Here is a 21,245-nt window from a genome sequence, read left to right as displayed (position 1 = left end):
GACATTCTTTTAACAATTGAATAACTTTCAGGATGCACTGCAGAATTGTCCAATGGATTTACAGCATCTTTAATTCTTAAAAAAGCTACAGATTGTTGGTAGGCTTTAGCTCCAAGTCTCGGTACTTTTTTTATTTGATCTCTGCTCTCAAAAGCACCATTTTCTTTTCGATATGCTACTATATTATCGGCTAATTTTGGACCGATTCCAGAAACATAACTTAATAATGAACTACTAGCGGTGTTTATATTCACGCCTACTTTATTCACACAGAATTCAACAACTCTATCTAATTCTTCTTTGAGTTTGGTTTGATCTACGTCGTGCTGATATTGTCCAACACCAATCGACTTTGCATCAATTTTTACCAGTTCTGCCAAAGGATCCGCTAATCTACGTCCAATAGAAACCGAACCTCTTACCGTAACATCATAATTTGGGAATTCATCTCTTGCAATTTTGGATGCAGAATAGATGGAGGCACCAGCTTCATTTACGATAAACACTTGGATGTCTTTTTCAAAACGAATTTTTTTAATCAGATCTTCTGTTTCTCTAGAGGCTGTTCCATTTCCAATGGCAATCGCATCAATTTTATAAGCATTGATGGCAGTCGTAATTTTTCCAATTGCCTCCCGGTCTTTGTGCAGATATATAGTATCGTTGTGTTTTAAATTTCCATAGGCATCCAAACAAACCATTTTACAACCTGTTCTAAATCCTGGGTCTAGTGCTAAAATATTTTTTTCACCCAAGGGAGCTTGCAATAACAACTGCTGTAAGTTTTTAGCAAAAACTTGAATGGCATTGGCGTCTGCTTTTTCTTTAGAGCTAGCCAACACTTCATTTGAAAGTGCAGGAGCCAGTAACCTTTTGTATGCATCTTTGATAGCCAATTCAATTTGTTCTGAACATTCGTTTTGAGAACGAATTATTTTTGAAGCTATTCTTGAGATTGCTTGCTCTTTGTCGATTTCAATTTTTATTCTAACTACCCCTTCTTTTTCTGCTCTTAGTAAGGCCATCAATCGATGAGATGGGCATCTAAATAAAGACTCAGACCAATCAAAATAATCTTTGTATTTCTGTGCTTTTTCACTTTGCGCTGCGCTTTTTGAAGTATCTCCAGCTTTTGATTTTATCAGTTTAGAAGTAATGGTGGCTCTTCTTTTGAATTCCTTTCTTAAGGAAGTTCTGATATCGATTCTTTCATTGATCCAGTCGGAAATAATATGTCTAGCTCCTTCCAAGGCTTGTTCAGTGGATGCCACTGCACCTTTTACAAACTTATGACTCGTATATTCTAAATCATTGGAGTTTTGTGACATGATAATTTTTGCCAATCCTTCCAATCCAAGCTCTCTAGCCTTATCGGCTTTGGTTTTTCTTGATTTTTTATAAGGCAGGTATAAATCCTCTAAATCTGTTATAGAAAAAGTATTTTTGATTTTAGACTCTAAAGAAGCATCCAAAGAACCTTGTTCATCAATCGCTTTTAAGATTGTTTTTTTCCTTTTTTCTATGTCCTCATAAACTTTTTTATGATCAAGTATCGCACTAATTTGAACCTCATCTAGATTATTGGTCATCTCTTTTCTATACCTCGCGATAAAAGGAACGGTACAATCTTCAGAAATTAATTTTAATGTATTGATAATACTGATATCTCTGAGGTCAGTATTGGACTTTATATAATCTAGGATTTCCATAAATAATAAGGCAGTTCAAATTGTGTAGGAGCAAAAATATAGTAATCCTTGAAAAAACTGACTTTTCTGTTAAAAATTCGTTGTTAAAATTGAGAATCATATTTTACAGGAAATTGTTTAGGAATTTCGGCATCAGATTCGTTTAGATTTTGTCTTAGATCAATTTCAATACCTCTCGAAATTGTTGAAATTGGCACGTCATTAGCAGTTCCTTCAAAAGGATTTTCGCCGGTTCTACCCATACGTTCCATAGTATGAAAAATCCATGCGACCATCACATAAAAAGGAATAGAGAACCAAACAAAAATTTCGCCTATTGTAGAATGTGTCATTTTGATTCCGATTTCCGAAAATTGTGGTACCAATGCCAAAGGAAGTATCAACACAAAAATCCACATAAAAAAGTGGTTTAGGGTTGCAAAATGTCTTGGATATGGAAAGTTTTTTATACGCTCACTTTTTCCTTGCAAATTAAAGAGCTCTTGGACTACTTTTTCTAGTTCTAAAAATGAAAATTCCCACAAAAGCCCCTCTTCTTTTAACTTTTTAAGATGGTGTGTTTGCAAATATAAAAGGGCTGTTTGCTTGTTGTTTTTAGAGCTCATATATGCGTAGTCCTCTTCAGAAATATATTTTTTTATTTCTTCATCAAAATTGGAGGTGTGCTCTGGTGGTTTTACATTCCATTCCTTATTCGTTCTATGGTTCATTGCAGTTTCCCATGGTTTTACTTGGCGCATAGCATACCGAAGGGCTGTCATCCAAGCAATATGTCTGTAAGTAAGAATTTTTATTTCTTTGTCTAAGTCCTCTTTTGTTGTTGCTGATTTTGGATTGTGATTGGTGACCATAGTCTGTGTAAAAGCACCAAATGTTCTAGAGGTGTTTACAATTCCTCCCCATATTTTTCTGGCTTCCCAAATTCTTCCATAGGCAGCATTGTTTTGAAAACCAATAACAAAAGCCACGGCAGTACCAATTAATGCGATTGGTGTCCAAGGTATTTTTAACCAGTTTAAATCGAAGAAATAATAGATTGCTACCCAAAAGGAGATAATGACAAAAAATAAAAGTGTTTCAAATCGTGTCCAGATGGCCATTTCTTTGGCGGTATAATTTTTTTTAGTGTGCATAATTTGATTTTCTTTAGGAAGATGAAGTAACTCGATTCTTGATATATACAAAAATCACCTCCCTAAGATAAAAAAATAAATAGTAGAAGAATGATTTTATGGTTAAGCTTGAGTTTTTTATATGAGAATCTTTGTCTTTGGTCGAAATAGTTTTTTACATAATGAATGTTGACCGATATTGTTCGGTGAAGGTTCATTTTTGTATTTTCACCTTTTTGTATTTTCAAATCAAAATAAATAACCAATAACTTAATTAGAATTATGGAGTCAGCTACAGTAGAGAACAAAAAATCTAGTATCATTCCTATTAGTATAATTGCCGGAGTATTTTTTATTTTCGGTTTTGTAACATGGATCAATGGAGCGTTGATTCCATTTATGAAAACGATCAATGAATTGACAGAGGCTCAGTCTTATTTGGTGGCATCTGCTTCCTATATTTCCTTTGTTTTAATGGCCTTGCCGGCGTCATCAATCCTGAATAAAATAGGGTATAGGAAAGGAATGTCCTTGGGTTTATTTGTGATGGCTATTGGAGCCTTGGTTTTTATTCCAGCAGCAGAAGCTAGAACGTATTGGGTGTTTTTAACGGGTATTTTTATTCAGGGAATAGGGATGACTTTGTTGCAAACAGCTGCGAATCCATATATCACCATTTTAGGACCTATTGAAAGCGCAGCCAAAAGAATTTCGATCATGGGAATAGCGAATAAAGTAGCAGGTGCTTTGGGGTCAATTATTTTTGGTTCATTGTTATTGTCTGGAATCGGAGAAGTGAATAAAAAATTGGAGTCTGTATCAGAACAAGAAAAGGAAGTTTTGTTAGATACTATGGCTGATAGTGTTTTTGTGCCTTATATAATAATGGCAATAGTATTGGCAATTTTAGGAATTTTGATAAGAAAAGCTCCTTTGCCAAATGTTGAACCTGCTGAAGAAGCTGCTGAGGAGGGAAAAACGGAAAAAACCAGTATTTTTCAATTCCCACATTTATGGTTTGGCGTATTGGCCTTGTTTTTTTATGTAGGAGCAGAAGTTATTGCAGGAGATACTATTATTTCTTATGGTATTTCACTGGGATTTGCTGAAGCCGATGCCAAATTTTTTACAACATTTACATTAATGGCAATGGTAGCAACATATTTGCTTGGGGCTGTATTGATACCAAAATATATTACTCAGAAAAAAGCGTTGATTGTAAGTGCGATTCTAGGGATTATATTTAGTATTGGAATTTTAAGTACATCTGGATTTGTTTCCATATTATTTGTGGCTGCTTTAGGAATTGCGAATGCATTGGTATGGCCCGCTGTTTGGCCACTGACATTGGACGGTTTGGGTAAATTTACCAAAACGGCTTCAGCCTTGTTGATTATGGCAATTTCTGGAGGTGCGGTGATACCTCCTTTATACGGTAGACTGGTGGATGCAAGTAAACACGAATTGATAGCTAATGGAATGGAAGTTGCAGAAGCAACAACATCTTCGGCTACGGGTAGTTATTGGATATTGATTCCTTGTTATTTATTTATATTGTTTTTTGCCTTAAAAGGGCATAAAATTCACAGTTGGAAAAAGTAGTGTTATCTATAATATTAAAAAAGTCCACTTGTTGAAAGTGGACTTTTTTGTTTGTTATACTTTTATAATCCATTTTTTTCGAAACATGATATAAGCTATAGCCAAATAAACGATGGTTACTGAAAAGGCATAGAGTAATGATGCTAGTTTTAAATCTCCTACAGGAGTCGCAAAATAATTAGTAAAGAGAAAAGAGTGAATAGTTTCAGTATCATTCACCTTGATCATATAAAAGCATTTTGAAATCAAACTTGATAGAAAATACAGGCTAATAGCATTGGTACCAGCATATTTAAAAATCTCTCCAAAATTGAGTTGTATTTGATCCGAGAAATAATAGATAAGGGTTAAGAAAAGAGTTCCATAACCGGCGGTGACTAGTACAAAAGAACCCGTCCAAAGTGCTTTGTTCAAAGGATACCAAAGACTCCAAATATAACCTAAAACAAGTAGTGTAAAACCAGTTAAAGCGAGCAAGTTGATTTTATTATCGGCATGGATCTGCAATATTTTTCCGAGTAAAATTCCAAACAAACAAGTAACAATTGAAGGGATGGTACTGAGTATACCCTCTGGATCATAATCTTTTTGCCAAGTATGGTTCTGTAATAATTGTAAGTCTAAATAGTTTGCCCAATTATTTGGGGCACGTGCTAAGGTGGGTAAGCTTCCATCGGGTAATGGGACAAAGCCTGTAAATAGCCAGTAAAAAACTAAAATTCCAATTGAAATGGATAAGAGTGCTTTCCAGTTAAAATTTAAAAATAGAAGAGAGCTAATAAAAAATACAATTCCTATACGTTGTAAGACACCAGGAATTCTTACAGAACTTAAGTCAACAAAAAACGGAAAAGAGGGGATAAAAATATTCAAAAATAATCCAAGGCCAATTAGTTTTAAACTACGTACCAATATTTTTTTGTAGGTGGTTTTATTGTTTTCAGCATTTTTGTAAGCATAAGAAATAGAAATTCCTACAATGAATAAAAAAAATGGGAAAATTAAATCTGTTGGAGTAAGTCCATGCCAATTTGCATGTAAAAGAGGGGAGTATACATGATTCCAGTCACCTGGAGTATTGACCAATATCATTGCTGCGATGGTAAAACCTCGCAATATGTCTACAGATTGAATTCGATTTCTCATAAGATTCCTATTTATCTAATGAAATGTAAAAAAAGCTATATTAAGATATAAAAAACTTCTTTAGAAAACAGGATCTAGACTACAAACAACGAATTCTTATTCTTGATTAAGAATTGTTTTTTTGGTGTTTGCCACATATTTTCGACCTATAGGAACTCTTTTGGAGGCAATTTCTATCAAATTTCCCTCAATACTGTTTACTTTATCCATGGCAATAGTAAAAGAGCGATGGATTCTTAAAAAATTCTCTTTTGGAAGCTCTTCTGTAATACTGGTAAGAGATTTGTGAACCATATAATCACCAGTGGTGGTAAATACTTTTATATAATCTTTTAAACTTTCGATATATAAAATGGTGTCGTATTTTATTTTAACCAGTTTTTTTTCAACTTTTAAAAAGATAAAACCTTCGTTGATAGTTTCTTCTTCCGGTTTTGAAGCTCCACGCTGTAATTGTACTTTTTGAGTAATTTTATTGATGGCTTTTAAAAATCGTGTAAAAGGAATTGGTTTTACAAGATAATCCAAAACATCAAGGTCAAAACTTTCCAAAGCATATTCTCTATAGGCCGTTGTGATGACAACATTTGGCTGAACATCCACTGTTTTTAAAAATTCCAAACCGTTCATTTTTGACATGTTGATGTCTAAGAAAATAACATCAATTGTTTCTTGTTTCAACGTTTCAAGAGCTGCAATAGGATTGTTAAAAGTAGCAATTACCTCAAAGTTTTTAAATTCTTGCAAATGCGTTTCAATCACTTTAATAGCTAAAGGCTCGTCGTCAATTATGATGGCTTTTATATTCACAGTTAGGTTTGGTTTTTTACTTTTAATTCAATGGAATTGTCATTTTTACCTTGTAGATATTTTGGTCTACTTTAGATTTTAGTTTATAGGAATCCTTATATAATAACTGAAGTCTTCTAGCTACATTAGGGTTTCCAATACCGTGTTTTTCAGTTTTAGAAACCTTCACAAAGTTGTTCTCTGTGGTAAATATAAGTTTTTTATTTTCTACTATTTTAAATCCTATTTTAACTTTTAGCTTGTCATTTCCTTTTCTTCCATGCTTGAAAGAATTTTCTATAAAGGGTAAAAATAGTAGGGGAGAAAGCATTATCCCAGAAATGTCTCCTTGTATGGATAATTTTACTTTGATGTTTTCTCCATGGCGCATTTCTTCTAAATCTAAATAATTTTGGATGTATTTTATTTCAGTAGAGAGAGCTATGGAGGGTTCTTTTACTTCATACAAAACATATTGCATGATGTCTGATAATTTCAAAACAACACTCGGAGCAATATCAGATTTTTCTAAAGTAAGTGCGTATAAATTATTTAAGGTGTTAAAGAAAAAGTGTGGTTGTATTTGCGATTTTAAAAAGTTCAATTCAGTTCTAAGTTGTAATTTTTTTAGATTTTCCGCTTTTTGTTTTTGATAAATCCATTCCACGGTTAGTTTGATGGCCGCCGCAAAAGCCACCACATAAATTTCTCCCAAAGTCACTGCAACAATATGATTGAACTGAAAAGCATTTTGAACACCTTCCGCTTCTGGCCAAATGTTTTTTGTGACTAAAAAATAATTAAATCCGGTTCTTACAATATATAGAACTGCCAAGGCAGAAGTGAAAGAAATAAAAAATAAAGGATATTTTTTTGTCAGGATGAATTTTGGAATAAAGAAATAAATGGTCAAATACACCAATACTATATGTAATGGAAATTCCACCAAATTTGATTTTAAAGAATACCAATAGTCGTCAAAGTAGCTTCCCCAACGAATAAAATTCAATGTAAAATAACTCACCCAAAAAATGAAATGATATTTTAAGGGGATTCTGAGATTTGCTTTTTTTAAAATATTGACTATCGGCAAAGGCTTGTTTTTATTGGTAAATACCTGTTTTTTTAGCAGTTTGGTTTTTATCAAATGTAACAATTATTATGTTACAATTCCGAGGAATTTTTTTTCAAATATACTTTGTATCTTAATAAATGTCATTGGTTGGCGTTTTGCTGTCGTTTGGCGAGATTTTTTTTTAGAGGCGTAAGCACCTCATACTTTTATCATGAAAACCAATTAACAATATTTTTATGAAAAAAATTAATTTAGTATTTATTACGATTTTTTCCATGCTGTTTAGCCTTCAGGTTTCAGCACAAGAAAAAAGTATTACTGGTACAGTAACTACAGCATCGGACGGAATACCTCTTCCAGGAGTGTCCGTAATTGTAGAAGGAACGAATAGAGGTACGACTACAGATTTTGATGGTCTATTCTCTATAGATGCATCACCAGGTGAGCAATTGAAAGTTTCATTTTTAGGAATGAAGGATGTTTCCGTAACAGTGGGAGATACCAATTCTATCAATGTCGCGTTAGAAGAAGATTCTCAAGCCTTAGATGAAGTAATAGTTACTGCATTAGGTATTAAAAAGGAGAAAAAAGCCTTGACTTACTCAGCGCAAAAAGTTGGCGGAGATGAATTGACAAGAGTAAAGCAAACCAACCCAGTAAATAGTTTGTCTGGTAAATCAGCCGGTATTTCTATTACACGTAGTTCTTCTGGTGTGGGTGGTGCTTCAAAAGTAGTGTTAAGGGGTAACTCTTCTACAACAAACAATGACCCATTATATGTAATTGATGGAGTTCCAATGCAAAATAGTGGTAATGGATCTAACGGAGAGGCGCCAGGAACAAATGTTTTCGGTAGTCAAACAGGAAATCGTGATGGAGGTGATGCAATGTCAATGATCAACCCTGATGATATTGAAAGTATGTCGGTTTTAAAAGGGGCCTCTGCTGCGGCATTATATGGTTCACAAGGAGCCAATGGGGTAATCTTAATTACAACTAAAAAAGGAAAAGAGGGTAGATTATCTGCCAATGTGAGTTCTGCTTTTACTATGGATAATGTGTTTGTAACACCTAAATTACAATCAGAATATCAATCTAATTCAGTTGGACAGCCTATCGCAGAGAATGGTAATGTAGCAGACCCTAAATCTTGGGGAGCAAAAGCAGATGGATTGTCAAATAATGCTGAGGATTTTTTCCAAACGGGTTATACAGCAATTCAGTCTATTGCTTTAACAGCAGGTACTAAAAAAGCACAAACGTATTTATCTTATGCAAATACCTTGGCGGAAGGAGTTATTCCTCAAAATAAAATGATTCGTAACAACTTGACTTTAAGAGAAACGATGAGTTTTTACAAAGACAAGCTGCAAATCAATGCAAGTGTGAGTTTGTCTGATCAAAGAATTAACAACAGACCTACAAATGGTTTGTATTCGAATCCATTGACAGGATTGTATTTGCACCCAGTTGGAATTGATAGAGGTATTTATAAAAATAAATATGAGTACTTCAATGAGGCAACAAATATGATGGATCAATATGCGACTTCTTTTGATGAGAACATTCAACAAAATCCATATTGGTTGATACATAGAAATCCATCTCAAGATATTGCAGAAAGAGTTTTGGCAAATGTATCTGTAAACTATAAAATAACCGAAGCTTTCTCTTTACAATCAAGAGTTAGTTACGATAAGTCTTTCTTTACGTTTGATAAAAAAATGTATGCAGGTAGTGATTTGACTTTTGTTCCTGCAACAGGACGATATATTGTAGAGAAAACAGAAAATACGCAGCAGTACATTGATTTGATTGCAAACTATAACAAAAATATTTCTGAAAATGTTTCTTTAACAGCTTTGTTAGGAACAAGTTTGACAAAATATTCTACCGGAGATCAAATCTTCTTAGATTCAGGAAATGGAACAGGGTTAAACTATCCTAACTATTTTACAATTGCAAACTTTACTTCTACAAATGATATCCAACAATCGGTTTCTAATAGAGAGGTACAGTCTGTTTTTGCATCGGCAAATATTGGGTTCTATAACAAAGTGTTTTTAGATGTAACAGGTAGAACCGACTGGTCTTCTACGTTAGTAAACACAGCATCAGAATCTTTCTTCTACCCATCTGTTGGTTTAACAGGGGTGTTGTCTGATATCATTGAATTGCCTGATGCTATTTCTTTTGCGAAGATTAGAGGTTCTTATGCAGAGGTTGGAAAGGATATTCCTCCTTATGCAACAGTTCCATTAAACTCTATTCCATTAGGTCAAGGGAATTTTGCGAAACCTACTTTTGGTGTAAAAGAAGGAGAAACATTAAGACCAGAAAGACAAAAATCATTTGAAATTGGTACAGAATGGAGATTCTTAGGAAACAGAGTAGGATTTGATTTGACGTATTATAACTCAAAAACAACAGATCAAATATTCTATATCCAAGCAGAGCCAAATACACAAGGATATGTTCAGAATATTGTAAATGCAGGTGAAATTTCTAATGCAGGTATTGAGTTGGTAATTAACGGTAAGCCAATTGTAAATGACAATTTTGTATGGAATTCTTCTTTGAATTTCGCAATGAATAAAAACAAAGTAATCTCTGTACATCCAGATTTAGAGAATGGAGAAGCGGTACTTACTGCTCCAGGGGTGAATGGATATGGATATTCATTAGTTGAAGGAGAAGATTTTGGATCTATTAGAGGTAGATCAGTTGTTAGAAATGAACAAGGGTTGCCAATTGTAACAGATGACGGAGCAGGAAACTTAACGATTGAATCTACAGATTTTGAAACAATAGCACATGCTCAACCAGATTATACTTTAGGGTGGAACAATAATTTTGAATACAAAAACTTTAACGTAAGCTTTTTGATTGATGCAAAAGTTGGAGGTAGTGTAGTAAGTGTTACCGAAGCAGTAAATGACTTTTATGGAGTTTCTCAAGCTTCTGCTGATACAAGAAATACCAACGGAGGTATGGTGAACGTAGTTGATACTGATGGGAATGCATTGCAAATGACAGCTCAAGACTACTACTTGAAAACAGGAGGTAGAGCAGGTATGTTAGGGGAATATGTATATGATGCGACAAATGTAAGTTTAAGAGAGTTTTCTGTAGGATATAATTTAAACTTTAAAGAAAGTGTGGTAAAAAACCTAAGACTTTCTTTGATTGCAAACAACCTTTTCTTCCTTTACAAGAATGCACCATTCGATCCGAATATTGCGGCTAGTACAGGAAATGGATTGCAAGGAGTTGACATCTACGGTCAACCTTCAACAAGAAGTGTAGGATTAAATGTTAACGTAAATTTCTAAGACGATGAAAAAATTAATAAAATATACTTTAGCTTCTATGATCGCACTGACTTTAGTGGATTGTACTAGCGACTTTGAAAACATCAATACAAACCCAGCTGGGGTTTCTACTGAGAGTTTGACACAAATGAATAACCATATTGGAGGTTCTTTTACTCCTATGTTTTTAAATGTAATGAATGTAACTCCAGCATGGAACTTTCAATTACAGCAAAACTTAAATGGAGATGTGTATTCTGGTTATATGACACCACCAACACCATTTGCTGGTAATGTAAACAACATGACGTATTCTTTAGTAGATGGATGGAATGGATTTCCATGGTCTGATGCTTATGGAAATGTAATGCCATTTGTTTTAGATATTAAAAATGCAGTGGAAAATGGAGGAGATCCTGCAGGTGTTAAATTTGTGCATTTAGCTGATATTATTAAAGTAACAGCAATGCATCGCGTTTCTGATGTTTATGGACCAATTCGTTATTCTAAATACGATGATTTTGCTACTACAGGGGAATATGATTCGCAAGATGTTGCCTATGCTACTTTCTTTGCAGAGTTAGAGGAAGCCATTGAAGGTTTAAAGGCTTTTGAGGCAGATACTCAATTTGTCCCTTTTGATATGTCTTCTTTAGAAGGAGATATTGCTTTGTGGAGAGCTTTTGCCAATTCTGTAAGATTGCGTTTGGCAATAAGAATTGCTAAGGTAGACCCTGCACTTGCAAAAACACAAGGAGAATTGTCTTTAGCATCTGATGCTGGATTATTGGAATCAGATATGTTTATCAATACAGGTTTTGCACATCCATTGACTGTGATTAGTGGATCTTGGGGAGATATTAGAATGGGAGCTGAAATGGAATCTATTTTAACTGGGTATAACGATGGTAGAATCGAGAAATATTTTAGCCCTGCAGAAGATGAAGATTTGGCCGGAGCCTACAAAGGAATCCGTATGGGTATCGAAATTGAAGCCAAAACAGAATATGGAGCACACTCTGCTATCGGTTCTGTGATTGAAGGAGAAACAATGCAATGGATGTCTGCTGCTGAGGTTGACTTTTTACAAGCAGAAGCTGCTTTGAGAGGTTGGACTGGTGCAGGAACAGCGGCTACTCATTATGAAAATGGTGTAACGGCTTCCTTTGCTCAGCATGGAGTTGCAGATGTGGCTACTTATTTGGCAGACAATACAAGTACTCCAGCAGATTTTGTAGATGCTTTAAATAGTGATAATGATATTATTTATGCTAGTGATGTTAAGATCGCATATGATGCAACAGGTACAAATGAGGAGCAGTTGGAGCAAATTATTACTCAAAAGTGGATTGCTATGTTTCCTGATGGTCAAGAAGCTTGGTCTGAATTCAGAAGAACTGGATATCCAAGAATATTCCCTGTGATGGTGAATAATAGTGGAGGTACTATTGATACAGATATTCAAATAAGAAGAATCAATTTTGTAGAAAGTGAAAGAAACACCAACGGAGCAAATGTAGACATTGCTGTAGGATACTTAGGTGGTCCAGATACAGGAGGTACACGTTTATGGTGGGATGTTGCTGGAAGCAATTTTTAAAATATAACCACTGGTTATTTTAAGTTAGGTAGTTTCGATTAGTGATAAGCGGGAGTCGTAAAAACCTCCCGTTTTATGAAAGAAACTGAAAATGAAAAAGCTAAACTAATTAAAATGTCGAAAAAAAATAATATCGCATATAGTCCAGCTGGGAAATTTGAAGAGACAAGGTTTGAGAAAATTCACAATGTAATTTTTGATGATTCTAAACAGGCTTCTGTTGAAGTTGCAAATGAAATTGCTAGTTTAATTAAAATTAAAGCAAGCGAGAACAAATCATGTGTACTTGGGTTGGCAACTGGTTCAACACCGATAAAAGTATATGAGGAATTGATCCGATTGCACAATGAAGAAGGTCTTAGTTTTCAAAACGTGATTTCTTTTAATTTGGATGAGTATTATCCAATGAATCCTGAAGATATACAGAGTTACTATTATTTTATGCATGAATACCTATTCAAGCATGTAGATATATTGCCTGAAAATATTAACATTCCTGATGGTTCCTTACAGGGAACAGATTTACATCAATATTGTATTGATTACGAATTAAAAATTAAGGAATTAGGAGGTATAGATTTTCAATTGTTAGGAATTGGTAGAACGGGGCATATAGGGTTTAATGAACCAGGATCTCATTATAATTCTGGTACTAGAACAATTACTTTAGATTCTATGACAAGGGAAGATGCTGCACCTTCATTTCTAGGGTTAGACAATGTACCAAGAAAAGCCATTACTATGGGAATTGGTACCATCACTAAGGCAAAAAGAATTGTTTTATTGGCTTGGGGGATCACCAAGGCAGAAATTATCAAGAAAACTATTGAAGGAGAAGTTACTTCTTCTGTGCCTGCAACGTATCTTCAAAATCAAGAGAACACCACTTTTATTTTAGATAGGGAAGCTTCTTCTGAACTGACAAGGAATAAAACACCTTGGCTGGTTACCTCATGTATATGGACGGAGGATTTGAAGAAGAAAGCCATTTGTTGGTTGAGTGAATTGTTGCAAAAATCCATTCTTAAATTAACAGACAAAGATTATAATAATAATGGAATGTCTAGTTTGATTGCGGAAGAGGGAAGTGCCTATGAATTGAATATAGAAATGTTCAATGCATTGCAAAACACCATTACAGGTTGGCCGGGAGGAAAGCCAAATTCTGATGAAACAAAACGGCCAGAAAGAGCAACTCCAGAAAAAAAACGCGTAATTATATTTAGTCCACACCCGGATGATGATGTTATTTCTATGGGAGGAACTTTTGATAGACTGGTAGAACAAGGTCATGAGGTGCATATCGCATACCAAACGTCAGGAAATATTGCAGTTTCAGATGATGAAGCATTAAAATTTGCTGAGGTTACGGGATATATGAATGTTCAGTCTGATTTGATGAAGGGGATAATAAATGATATTCAAAACAAACAGCCTTATAGTATAGATAGCTCTGAGACAAGAAAACTGAAAGGAATGATTCGTAGAGGAGAGTCCCTTGCAGCAACACGTTACATGAGTTTGCCTGATGAGAATGTTCATTTTTTAGACCTACCATTTTACGAAACAGGTAAGGTTAAGAAAGGAAATCTTAGTAGAGCAGATATTGAGATTATCAATGATTTGATTACTGAAATCAAACCCCATCAGATTTATGCTGCTGGTGATTTGGCGGATCCACATGGAACCCATAAAGTTTGTTTGGATGCTATTTTTGCTTCTTTAGAAGAATTGAAATCCCAAAAATTTATGAATGATTGTTGGGTTTGGTTGTATAGAGGTGCTTGGCATGAGTGGGATACCCATGAAATTGAAATGGCGGTACCGATGAGTCCGGATCAAGTTTTGAAAAAGCGTCATGCTATATTTTTCCATCAGTCTCAAAAAGATGGGGTTATGTTTCAAGGAGATGATTCCAGAGAATTTTGGGTTCGTGTAGAAGATAGAAATAGGTTGACTGCTAATAAATATAACCATTTAGGTTTGGCCGATTATGCAGCGATAGAAGCCTTTAAACGTTATCACTTCTGATGAAAATATTTGTTATAGGATTGCTATTGGTGTGCCTCTCTTCTTGTGAGGAAGAACATAAAAATACCATTGTTGGCACCTGGGAATTACAAACAGGAATTGTTATTAAGAATAAGGATTCTGTAGCAACAGACTATACAAAAGGACAGCGGTTGATAAAAATTATAAATGATACTCATTTTTCGTTTTTACGACACGATTTGAAAAAAGGAACAGATACTACCAGTGTTTTTATTGCTGGTGGAGGTTCCTATAGCTTTGATGGAAAAACATATAAAGAAAAACTTGAATTCTGTACTGGAAGAAGTTGGGAAGGAAAAGATTTTTCTTTTGAAATCGAGTTTAAAAACGACACATTAATCCAAAGAGGATTTGAAAAAAACGTAGCCATAGGTGTAGATCAAGAAATTATTGAAACCTATGTAAGAACCAATAAATAAAACCATGAAAAACTATCTAAATATATTGTTTTTGGGTTTAGGGATGTTATTTCCTTTTTCAATGTCTGCTCAGCAGGCGGAAGAAAAATTGAATCTAATGCCTTGGCCTCAAAAAATTGAAATAAAAGAAGGTACGTTTTTATTACATAAAGATTTTAACCTAAGTATTAAAGGAAGCTATGATGATAGAATTCTTTCCTATTCAAATTCTTTTTTAAGAAGACTTGATGGAAGAACCGGCTTGTTTTTTAACCAAGGAATTATTGATAAAAACACTTTATTCTCAGAGAAAGCAAGTTTAAAAATTGAAATTGAAAGAGCAGGAAAAGTTGAGTTACATGAAGATGAATCTTATACTTTAGATGTTTCTGAAGATGGAATAGTTATAAAAGCAATTACAGATCTCGGAGCTATTAGAGCTTTGGAAACTCTTTTGCAATTGCAAACCTATTCAGCGGATAACTATTATTTTCCATTTGTCTCTATTACGGATGCGCCTCGTTTTCCTTGGAGAGGATTGATGATTGATGTCTCTCGTCATTTCCAACCGGTGCATGTAATCAAAAGAAATTTAGATGCCATGGCTGCGGTAAAGTTGAATTTATTTCATTGGCACCTTTCCGATGATCAAGGCTTTAGAGTAGAGATTAAAAAACACCCAAAACTTACAGAGATGGGGTCGGATGGTGATTTTTATACTCAAAGCCAAATTAAAGATGTGGTTGCATATGCTGCTGCAAGAGGAATTCAAGTGGTGCCAGAAATTGATGTGCCAGGTCATGCCTCAGCATTATTAACAGCTTACCCTGAATTGGGCAGTGCAGTTAGAGAAAATTCAATTGAAAGAAATGCGGGTATATTTGATCCAACTTTAGATCCAACAAATAAAAAAACATACAAGTTGTTGGCAGATATTTTTAAAGAAATGGCAGATTTGTTTCCTAGTCCTTATGTTCATATTGGTGGAGATGAAAATGAAGGTAAAGATTGGGACAATAATCAAAGTATTCAAGACTTTATGGTAAAGAATGATTTACAATCAAATCATGATTTACAAACCTATTTCAATATTAAACTTCAAAAAATTCTTCAGAAAAATGGGAAGCAGATGATCGGTTGGGAAGAAATTTTGACACCAACAATTCCTACATCAGCAATTATCCATTCTTGGAGGGGAGAAAATGAGGGCTTACCTGCAAAACAGTCTTTAGTGAATGCTGCTAAAAATGGAAATCAAACGATATTATCAAACGGATATTATATTGATTTGATGTATTCTGTAGAGGACCATTATACCGTAGATCCTATGCCAGATTCTGATTTGTCGGAAGAGGAAAAAAATAGAATATTAGGTGGTGAGGCAACCATGTGGAGTGAGTTAACTTCTTCTAAAAGTATCGATTCAAGGATATGGCCTCGCACGGCTGCAATTGCAGAACGTTTTTGGTCGCCAAAAGAAATTGTGTCTATAGAGAGTATGTATAGAAGGTTGGATGTTATAAACTACCAATTGGAGGAATTAGGATTGCACCATATTTCTAATAGAGAGGTTGTTTTTAGAAATTTAACCCATAATCAAGCGACAGCGTCAGTTAAATTTTTATCGGATTTATGCGAGCCTTTAAAGGGCTATACAAGAAATAAGGATGGGGTAGAATATCAAATGTACTCTCCGTTTACATTGTTTGCGGATGCTTGTATTGCAGATGCCCAACAGAAAAGAGTTTTCGCATCTTTAGTTTCTAGTTATGTGTCAGAAGGAAACAATGCAGCTGCATTACGAGATGTTTTGATCGGTTGGAAAAACAATCATGAAGAGTTCATGAAATTAAAGGGGAATCCAAAATTAAAGCAGTTGCAACCGATGTCTGAAAATCTGGCAATTGTTGCTGAATTGTTATTGAATAGTATGGAGGCAACAAGCAAGAATGAAGATCAAATTAAAGCTTTGGAGGAAGCGATTATTAAATTGAATACGAATGAACTTGATGTTGAGGTTGCAATCATTGATAGCCTAAAGGAGTTGATAACACATTTGAAAAATAAAGAATATTCTGATCCAAAGATTATTCTTGAAGAGATACAGTGAGTTTAGTATGTTTAGTTTGGTGTCCCAAATAGAAAGAGATTTCTATTTGGGATTTTTTTTGTCTTTTGTTATTCTTGGTATTTAAATACCGACAGCCTATCATTATTATTAAACAATATAAAATGTGGTATGCCCTGAATTTCTATTTGTTTTATAGCTTTTGTATTCTTATTTGTAGGAAAGAAGGAAGTGCTTTCGCTTTTCAATTCTTTGTTGTCACTATTTAAAATAAATCCTTTGGAAGCGTCATATCGTATGGTTTCTACTTCAGCTTCATAGATATTTCCGACTCCAATAATATCCATCAATTGATTCTTTTTATTTTTCTGGATAAGAAAAGCTAAGGTAGGACCAAATTGGCAATTGTTAGGAAGTTTGATTTCTTTGAAATTTTTGTTTCCTTGGTTCTCTAAGAAGACAGAGGCAAAGGTGTTTGTATATAAATGATAAGCTTTTTCTAGTTTTTCTTTACCGTAAATTTGATCTAAGGTTGCATTGGCAAATTGGTTGTAGGTCGCTATTTTTTTTCCTAAAAATGGCGTTTGTTCCGTTGAGCATTGTTTTCCTCTGACCGGTACTAAATTTCCATTTAAAGTTTTGCTAAGAATAATATCGAAACTAGAATTGTTGTCAAAATAATCAGCATAAATATGAAGTGGTTTTTTAGGATTTGCATGGAATTTATTGTTGAGTCCTAGGTTTCCAATAAAATAATCTTGATCTCCATCTCCGTCATAATCAAAGCCTTTTATAGATTGATACCAACCTTTGTTTTTATCCAATGCAGGCAATGCTAGTTTTTTAAAATGACCATGGTTATTTTCAAAAATAGTAATGGATTGCCATTCAGCGGCCAGTATTAAATCTTGATCCCCGTCATTATCAAAATCACTAAAAATGCTTTGATTGATCATTCCAAAATTCCTCAATTCTTTTGCGAAAGAATCCGTTATGTCTGTAAAAACACCGTTGTTGTTTTGCAATAAAAAGGAGTCTGGTGCCATAGGATATTTACCTGGTATAACCCGTCCTCCAATAAAAATATCTAAATCATCATCTTGGTCAATGTCCGCAACCGTTATGGATTTAGTAGAGGATAACATTTTCGGTAATTTTCCAGCGGAAAAACGTCCATGCCCATTATTAAAATAAATTCGATCCTGGAGTAAAGGTGAGTTTTCTTTCAACTCATAACCACCACTGGACACTATTAGATCTAAATCGGAGTCACCATCCGCATCGAAAAAAACCGCGTTTTGATCTTCATATTTCGCATGTTTTTGGAAAATAGGATTGCTCAATTTAGAGAATTTTCCATTGTTATTTTGTAAAAAAATGACACCTGGTTTCCCAAAACCATTTCCTAAAAATAAATCCTGTAAGCTATCATTATTAACATCTCCCACTGCGATCGCTCTACTTTGTGTTGATTGCTTTTGTGGCAATAAAAGTTGCAGACTGTAATCATTAAAATTATTTTCAAAATGCCTGTAGTCAATTCCTAGTTCCGTTGAAGAAATTTCTTTAAAGACATTTTTGACTTCAGGTTTTTTGTATTGCTTAGCTTTGATGGTGTAATTGAACTGAATCCATTGGTTCGCTGCAATTTGATATTGTGTTTCGGTGGTTTTATCTGGCCAAACGACTTGGATACTATCAACAGATTTTATATCACCTATGCCAAAGTTAAGCGTTGAACTGATGCTTGATTGATAACCTCTGCTTGTATTTTGCGTAAGGAGTTGTTGTTGGTTTTTCTGATACAGAATCACCTTTGCTCCCAATGCATTTTGGTTTTTCGAAGGTCCGTTAAGACTTACTTTGATATAATTATTTTGACTGTTATTTTTATAAATAAAAGCATTCTCGTTTTGATTGTTTACAACTAGATCCAAATCACCATCATTATCAAGGTCGGCATAAGCAGCTCCGTTTGAGTTTATTTTTTCCTCCAAACCAGCTTGTTTCGATTGGTCAGAAAAAAGTAAGTTTTGAGAGTTTACATATAGATAATTATGAAGCTTTTCAGAAGGCATCATTTTGATTGCTTCTTGCAAGGATACCTTTTTTTTATTTTGAATATTGTTTTTCAATTGCGTTCTAAAATCTTGATTAGAAAGATCATTTTCTATTCCATTGGTGATAAAAACATCTTTGAATCCATCATTATTAAAATCGGCAATTAAGGGAGCCCAGCTCCAATCTGTTTTGGATATTCCAGCTAGTTGACCGATCTCACTAAAATGTGTAGCACCGCGATTTAACTGGAGCATATTGGCCATGTATTGGTAATGATATCCAGAGGCTACGAGCTCATTAAAATTATCTGTACTCATGGTAGCCATATTTTTTTTACTGCGTTTGTGGTCAGCAGCTATCATATCTAAAACAATTAAATCTGGTAATAAATCGTTATTGATGTCAGCATAATCAGACCCCATGCTATTTGCAGAGATATGGTTGAAGTAAGTTTTTGCACTTTCTGTAAAGGTTCCATTTTTGTTGTTGATGTAGAGGTAGTCTGGTTGTAAAAAATCATTGGCAACAAAAACATCGGGATAACCATCTTCATTAAAATCGCCAATGGATGCACTTAAGCCCCAGGCAGAATTTTTTATCCCGGATTTTTCGGTGACATTTTCAAAAGTTCCATCGATATTTTCAAAGAATTGATCCGACATTTCAATGATTTTTGTGGGTTCTTTCTCAATGATTGCATTGTTCTTAAAATCGGGTCTGTGATTTACCAAATACATGTCCAAATCTCCATCCAAATCTGAGTCAAAAAAATAGGCTTGTGTAGAAAAACCGGGATGGTCTAACTTGTATTTCTTAGCGGATTCTGTGAAAGTACCGTTTTGGTTATTGATATAAAGTTTATTTTTTCTTTGCGCGCTGTTTCTTAAAGAACCAGATTTACAAACATAGATATCAGGCCAAGAATCTTGATTGATGTCTACTACCGATACTCCAGTGGTCCATCCTTTTGTGTCTTCTACATTGGCTTTTTTTGTAATGTCTTCAAAAGTAAAATTTCCTTTATTTAAGTATAATTTATTTGAGTGTTGGTTGGAAGTAAAATAAATATCATCAAAACCATCTTTGTTGATATCTATAATAGCAACACCGCCTCCGTTATAAATATATGGGTAGTTTAAAAAATTAAAACTTAAGGTTTCTACCACCTTATTACTAAAATCTACATTGGAAGTTGCAACGGGTATTTTTGTAAATAAAAAATTTGTCTTAGTGTTCTTTTCTGGCGACCCTTGAGAGCAAGAAAAGAAAATAAATAGAAGAATGTAGTAACTAAAAAATCTCATAATTCACTTTTTTTAAATTTACAAAGAATTTAAAATCAAATGAATTATGAGAAGTTACTTATGTCTACGTTTTTGAGTTGTTTGTCGATAAATGCGTTTAGTTGACTAACTCAAATTGTGTTTTGATAGGTACACCGTATAAAGACTCTAGGTCGTTTTTGATTTTTTCATAAAATTTAGTCATCGGAGGAACACTAAAATTTTTCCAAAATTCTGGGTGGTAAGGAATCTTGATGTCTCCCATATCTACACCATCTACCATGTTGTCGTTAACGTCTATTTTATCTTTATCTGTGATAACTTCTAACACAAAGGCTTCATGTTTATAGGCAACGGGCATACTTGCTTTAGTTGTTCCTAAAGCAGCTTGTTGTTGAGGTGTTAATTTTTTACTGTGCTTCATTTCACGTTTGTGATAACTTAAGTACAGTTTTCCGTCTTTGTTTTTTTTATAAATGTATACTGCGTTGTTAAGTGTTGTTTCAAATCGGTAAACACTATAGTTGTCTAAACCAATATAAAGTTTTATGCGCAACCATTTTTCTTTTTTGCTCTGACCTTCTACAATAACAACACTTTCACCATCATAACTCGTATCATCTATTTTGGTCCAAGTAAAACTTTTGTCTTTAATTTTTTTTCTTAGAAGATTTTGATCCACCATATATTTTATAGCATGGTCCCATTGTTTTGTTTTTAAAAACCTATAATCAGCAGATTTTCTTCCTTCAACTAATTCGATACTTCTTAAGGTAGAGGAAGAAGGTCCATTGTCTTTTACTTTTAAATAGTGCTCTACAAAAAATCTTGAAACATTGTTTTCAACCGAAGATCTTCTGTAAAGAACATTGTATTGAAAGGTGTTTTTTAAAGTGGTGTTTTTAATATTCTTTACGGCTAATTTTGGGTATTCTTCCGTGGCTAGAATAACGATATCATCAAGTTGCATAATGTCCTCTTCAATGATGATAGTTTTGTCTTCTAGCTGGATAAAATCTTTTATTTGAATTTTAAAGGT

Annotated in this window: 13 protein-coding genes; 6 read left to right on the top strand and 7 right to left on the bottom strand. The window is 34.1% G+C overall.

What is annotated here, in order from left to right; all coding sequences use genetic code 11:
• The coding region (locus tag P8H68_RS01580; RefSeq protein WP_300320765.1) for a Tex-like N-terminal domain-containing protein at positions 1–1,709 on the bottom strand (1,709 nt) is incomplete at its 3' end.
• A gap of 83 nt (positions 1,710–1,792) precedes the next feature.
• Positions 1,793–2,842: a bestrophin family ion channel gene (locus P8H68_RS01575; RefSeq protein ID WP_300320762.1), complete on the bottom strand. Its 1,050-nt coding sequence runs from the start codon at positions 2,840–2,842 to the stop codon at positions 1,793–1,795.
• Between the two features lie 261 nt (positions 2,843–3,103).
• On the opposite strand from P8H68_RS01575, the gene P8H68_RS01570 reads away from it, so the two are divergent.
• Entirely contained in the window at positions 3,104–4,423 is a 1,320-nt protein-coding gene (locus P8H68_RS01570; RefSeq protein ID WP_300320759.1) for a sugar MFS transporter, read from the top strand.
• Between the two features lie 54 nt (positions 4,424–4,477).
• Here P8H68_RS01570 and P8H68_RS01565 read toward each other — a convergent pair whose 3' ends face one another.
• The 3 genes from P8H68_RS01565 to P8H68_RS01555 form a co-directional block, all read right to left on the bottom strand.
• The gene (locus P8H68_RS01565; protein ID WP_300320757.1) at positions 4,478–5,569 is read right to left on the bottom strand and encodes a heparan-alpha-glucosaminide N-acetyltransferase domain-containing protein; all 1,092 of its coding nucleotides are present in this window, start codon (positions 5,567–5,569) and stop codon (positions 4,478–4,480) included.
• A gap of 96 nt (positions 5,570–5,665) precedes the next feature.
• Positions 5,666–6,379, bottom strand: a complete 714-nt coding sequence (locus tag P8H68_RS01560; protein WP_300320754.1) for a LytTR family DNA-binding domain-containing protein — start codon at positions 6,377–6,379, stop codon at positions 5,666–5,668.
• 22 nt (positions 6,380–6,401) lie between these two features.
• Positions 6,402–7,367, bottom strand: coding sequence for a sensor histidine kinase (locus P8H68_RS01555; RefSeq protein ID WP_300320751.1), 966 nt, complete (start codon positions 7,365–7,367; stop codon positions 6,402–6,404).
• Between the two features lie 302 nt (positions 7,368–7,669).
• On the opposite strand from P8H68_RS01555, the gene P8H68_RS01550 reads away from it, so the two are divergent.
• The 5 genes from P8H68_RS01550 to P8H68_RS01530 all read left to right on the top strand — a co-directional run bounded on the left by P8H68_RS01550 (position 7,670) and on the right by P8H68_RS01530 (position 16,904).
• The gene (locus P8H68_RS01550; RefSeq protein WP_300320748.1) at positions 7,670–10,765 is read left to right on the top strand and encodes a SusC/RagA family TonB-linked outer membrane protein; all 3,096 of its coding nucleotides are present in this window, start codon (positions 7,670–7,672) and stop codon (positions 10,763–10,765) included.
• A 4-nt stretch (positions 10,766–10,769) separates the two neighbouring features.
• On the top strand, positions 10,770–12,344 hold the full coding sequence (locus P8H68_RS01545) for a RagB/SusD family nutrient uptake outer membrane protein (RefSeq protein ID WP_300320745.1): 1,575 nt from the start codon (positions 10,770–10,772) through the stop codon (positions 12,342–12,344).
• A 75-nt stretch (positions 12,345–12,419) separates the two neighbouring features.
• Complete coding sequence (gene nagB / locus P8H68_RS01540; RefSeq protein WP_300320742.1) at positions 12,420–14,375, top strand: glucosamine-6-phosphate deaminase; 1,956 nt, start codon at positions 12,420–12,422, stop codon at positions 14,373–14,375.
• Entirely contained in the window at positions 14,375–14,815 is a 441-nt protein-coding gene (locus P8H68_RS01535) for a hypothetical protein (RefSeq protein ID WP_300320739.1), read from the top strand. Before nagB ends, P8H68_RS01535 begins: the two co-directional genes overlap by 1 nt.
• A 4-nt stretch (positions 14,816–14,819) precedes the next feature.
• Positions 14,820–16,904: a family 20 glycosylhydrolase gene (locus P8H68_RS01530; RefSeq protein WP_300320736.1), complete on the top strand. Its 2,085-nt coding sequence runs from the start codon at positions 14,820–14,822 to the stop codon at positions 16,902–16,904.
• Between the two features lie 68 nt (positions 16,905–16,972).
• Here P8H68_RS01530 and P8H68_RS01525 read toward each other — a convergent pair whose 3' ends face one another.
• Both P8H68_RS01525 and P8H68_RS01520 read right to left on the bottom strand, forming a co-directional pair.
• Positions 16,973–20,227 carry a VCBS repeat-containing protein gene (locus P8H68_RS01525; RefSeq protein ID WP_300320733.1) on the bottom strand — a complete coding sequence of 1,085 codons (3,255 nt, stop codon included), beginning with the start codon at positions 20,225–20,227 and terminating at the stop codon, positions 16,973–16,975.
• A gap of 97 nt (positions 20,228–20,324) precedes the next feature.
• A partial coding sequence (locus tag P8H68_RS01520) for a carboxypeptidase-like regulatory domain-containing protein (protein ID WP_300320730.1) occupies positions 20,325–21,245 on the bottom strand: 921 nt, incomplete at its 5' end.

This window comes from Flavicella sp., from assembly GCF_029238425.1.
In the GTDB taxonomy this organism is placed as follows: domain Bacteria; phylum Bacteroidota; class Bacteroidia; order Flavobacteriales; family Flavobacteriaceae; genus Flavicella.
The sequence above is the reverse complement of the archived record's forward strand: the minus strand, read 5'-3'. Positions and strand labels throughout refer to the sequence as shown.

Excerpts from the sequence above, each read along its gene's own strand:
- P8H68_RS01575 (WP_300320762.1), bottom strand. The coding sequence starts at position 2,842 with ATGCACACTAAAAAAAATTATACCGCCAAAGAAATGGCCATCTGGACA.
- P8H68_RS01525 (WP_300320733.1), bottom strand. The coding sequence starts at position 20,227 with ATGAGATTTTTTAGTTACTACATTCTTCTATTTATTTTCTTTTCTTGC.
- P8H68_RS01535 (WP_300320739.1), top strand. The coding sequence starts at position 14,375 with ATGAAAATATTTGTTATAGGATTGCTATTGGTGTGCCTCTCTTCTTGT.
- nagB (WP_300320742.1), top strand. The coding sequence starts at position 12,420 with ATGAAAGAAACTGAAAATGAAAAAGCTAAACTAATTAAAATGTCGAAA.
- P8H68_RS01550 (WP_300320748.1), top strand. The coding sequence starts at position 7,670 with ATGAAAAAAATTAATTTAGTATTTATTACGATTTTTTCCATGCTGTTT.
- P8H68_RS01545 (WP_300320745.1), top strand. The coding sequence starts at position 10,770 with ATGAAAAAATTAATAAAATATACTTTAGCTTCTATGATCGCACTGACT.
- P8H68_RS01530 (WP_300320736.1), top strand. The coding sequence starts at position 14,820 with ATGAAAAACTATCTAAATATATTGTTTTTGGGTTTAGGGATGTTATTT.
- P8H68_RS01570 (WP_300320759.1), top strand. The coding sequence starts at position 3,104 with ATGGAGTCAGCTACAGTAGAGAACAAAAAATCTAGTATCATTCCTATT.
- P8H68_RS01565 (WP_300320757.1), bottom strand. The coding sequence starts at position 5,569 with ATGAGAAATCGAATTCAATCTGTAGACATATTGCGAGGTTTTACCATC.